This window comes from Xenophilus sp. (assembly GCF_044462705.1).
GTDB lineage: Bacteria > Pseudomonadota > Gammaproteobacteria > Burkholderiales > Burkholderiaceae_C > Xenophilus > Xenophilus azovorans.
This window is the reverse complement of sequence record NZ_JBIQNC010000335.1, coordinates 1-2,896: the sequence shown is the minus strand read 5'-3', so window position 1 is coordinate 2,896 and position 2,896 is coordinate 1. Positions and strand designations below refer to the sequence as shown.

General features: G+C 71.9%; 3 protein-coding genes. All 3 read right to left on the bottom strand.

What is annotated here, in order from left to right:
• Positions 1 to 105: 105 nt before the first annotated feature.
• A complete protein-coding gene (locus tag ACIY1X_RS25765; protein WP_399686367.1) occupies positions 106 to 306 on the bottom strand; it encodes a Flp family type IVb pilin in 201 nt (66 codons plus the stop codon).
• Positions 307 to 484: 178 nt separating this feature from the next.
• Entirely contained in the window at positions 485 to 1,738 is a 1,254-nt protein-coding gene (locus tag ACIY1X_RS25760; protein ID WP_399686365.1) for a murein L,D-transpeptidase family protein, read from the bottom strand.
• Complete coding sequence (locus ACIY1X_RS25755; protein WP_399686362.1) at positions 1,735 to 2,865, bottom strand: tetratricopeptide repeat protein; 1,131 nt, start codon at positions 2,863 to 2,865, stop codon at positions 1,735 to 1,737. Before ACIY1X_RS25755 ends, ACIY1X_RS25760 begins: the two co-directional genes overlap by 4 nt.
• Positions 2,866 to 2,896 lie beyond the last annotated feature (31 nt).

Genomic DNA, 2,896 nt, shown 5'->3' with positions numbered 1-2,896 from the left:
AGCGAGCGCGCCCGCGATGACCAGGGCGTTGGGAACCCGCCTTTGGCGCCAGTCATACACCGCAGTGGCAATCAGCCACAGCACGAAGAGATGGCGCAACGGCGTTCAAGGAGTACTGCCGCCAGCCGTCCCTGTCGGCAGTTGCTCGCCGATGTAGCTGAAAGTCGACTTGAGCTTTGTCACGAAGGAATCCGTTCCTCCGCCAAAGATGGCAACCAATACCACCGCCATCAGCCCCGCGATGATCCCGTATTCGATCGCGGTCGCGCCTTCTTCGTCGTTCCAGAAGTTGATCAACTTGTTCATGGGGCACTCCTTTTCGCTTGGCCTGGGAAACTTGTTTACAAATGTGTCTTACGGATGATGCTAGTAACGCTTCCCTGGCCCAACAAGCCAACCAAAGTACTCTTTTTCTCGGACCCGATACTTTTTTTCTCAAAATGACACACTTGTTCCGCGCGCAATCGCCGCGATCGGCGCGCCGCTACAGCCACTCTTCGTGGAAGATCTTCCAGCCCCCCGGCGCATGCAGCCAGTACTGGCGCCGCAGCGCGCCGGCGCGCTCGCCGCGCGGCACCTCGCCGAAGTTGACGACCATCAGCTCCTGCCGCTCGTCGCGCCAGCGCAGCACCGACACGTCCTTGAGCTCGATCGCCCGGCCGCGCCCGGCCGTCTGCGCCAGCTCGTCGCGCAGCGCGGGGCGCTGCTGCCCCAGGCGGCCCGCGCGCACCGCATCGGGCAGGTAGAAGGACTGCCAGCGCTGCAGGTCGCCTTCGGCGCGCGCCTCGTTCCAGGCCAGCACCTGGCGGCGCAGCGCCTGCGCCTGCACGCGCGCCTCGGCCTGGGGAATCCAGTCCAGCCGCGGCGCGATGGTCACCACCGTGGCGCCGACATCGGCCATGCGCAGGAGCTGGCGCAGGTCGTTGTCGGCGAGCACGACGCAGCCGTCGGTGGCCAGGGGCGCCCGCGCGTACTGCTCGGGCGGCGAGCCGTGCAGCCAGATGCCGCTGCCGGTGCGGCCCGCGCGACGGTCGTAGGCATTGGGGTAGTTCAGCGGCAGCGCGCCGGCGCCGTAGAAGTCCGGCAGCGTGCGCGCGGGCAGGTTGCTGGTGACGTGGTAGACGCCCAGCGGCGTGCGCGCATCGCCTTCGACGCGCTTGCCGGCGCCGGCCTTGCCGAGCGAGACGTAGTAGTCCGCCGCGAGTTCGAGCCCCTGGCGGGTGTTGCGCAGCACGTACATGCGCGAGCGCGACACGTCGACGGCCAGCGCGTAGCGGCTGGAGGCGGGCACGGCGAGCAGTTGCGCGGGCACGGTGCCGGGCGCGGGCCGGTGGCGCAGCGCCTCCAGCCGGCGCGCGGATTCGTCGCGCAGGCTGCGCAGGGCCTCGGCCGCGCCGGGCGCCTGCAGGCGCTGTTCCACCGCACGGCGGCCGGCCGGCGGCAGGCGCAGCGCCAGCAGGTCGGCATGGACCAGCTGCGCGGCCTGGAAAGTGGGCCAGGCGCGGGCCAGCTGCCCGGCTTTGGCGAGGGCCTCGGCCTGCCGTCCCTGGCCGATCAGGGCATAGACCTCCAGCAGCCGCGCCTCGGCGCCGTCGGCCGTACGCAGCGCAGTGGACGCGGGCGCAGCGGGATGCGGCGCACCCGCCCTCGCCTGCACCGCCGCGCCGGCGCATGCGAGCACGCAGGCCAGCGCCGCACAGGTGACGCTGCGGCCCGTCCGGCGCAACGCGGGCGTCATGAGTTCCCGACGGCTTCGCGCGTGATGTGCCAGTCGGCGCCTTCGCGCTTGAGTTCCAGCGTCTTGCGGCTGCGCACGTTCAGCGCGTTGGAACGGTAGCTCTGGCGGAAGCGCGCCCGCGCGGTGTCGCCGTCGATGCCGATGACCAGGTCGTCCAGGCTCACCTGGATGTCGGTCTTGCCCTCGATGCGCACGCGGCGCTCCTCCTCCCACGCCTTGCGCGACTGGCCGCCCGCGGGCACGAAGTCCTTGGCGTAGGCGTCGAGGTAGCGCTGCATGTCCTTGGCGGACCAGGCGGCGGCCCAGGCGCGCACGGCCTGCTCGACCGCCTGCTTCGCGGCCGCCTCCGACGAGGCGGGCGCGGCCGTGGATGCAGCCACCGGCGCAGGCGCCGGTACCGGCACGGCCTTCGGCTCGGGCGCCGCCGCCGCGGGCACGGGCCTGGCGGGCGCCGCAGGAGCAGCAGCAACGGCAACCGCGGGCGGGGCGGCAGCCGGTGCGGACGCCGCAGCCGCCTGCGCGCGCCGCGAGGCGCCGGCCGCCTGCGCGGACGCCAGCGCCGCCGAGCCCGCGGCCGGCGCGCCCGGGCCCTGGAACAGAGAACGGATCGCCGCCAGCTTGGGCGCGGCCGCAGGGCTGCTGCCTTCCATCTGCAGCGCCTGGCTGTAGGCATCCGCCGCCAGCCGCGCATAGACGTCGCCCAGGTTCTCCTGCGCCGTCGCATAGCTGGGGTTGGTGCGCAGCGACGACTCCAGCGCCGCGCGGGCGCGGTCGTACTGGCCCTGGCTGGCATAGAGCACGGCCAGGTTGTTGTACGGCTCGGGCAGTTCGGGTGCGTCCTGCGTCAGTTGGGTGAAGGTCGCGATGGCCTCGCTGCGCCTGTCGGTCTCGAGCTGGATCACGCCCTTGAGGAAGCGCATCTGCACGTCGCGCGGCCGGTCGGCCAGGAACTTGTCCGCGAGGGCCCGCGCCTCGTCGTAGCGCCGTGCCTGGATCAACGAGTCCACGGCGGCATGGTCGCCGCCCGTCGCGGCGGCGCCTGCGGCGGCCACCAGGAGCGACCATCCCAGCAGGCTCGCCCGGCCCATGGCACGTACCGTCGTCGGGATGGAAAAGCGATAGGTCATCACGGCGCGCGATTCTATCGGCGGCCGTCAC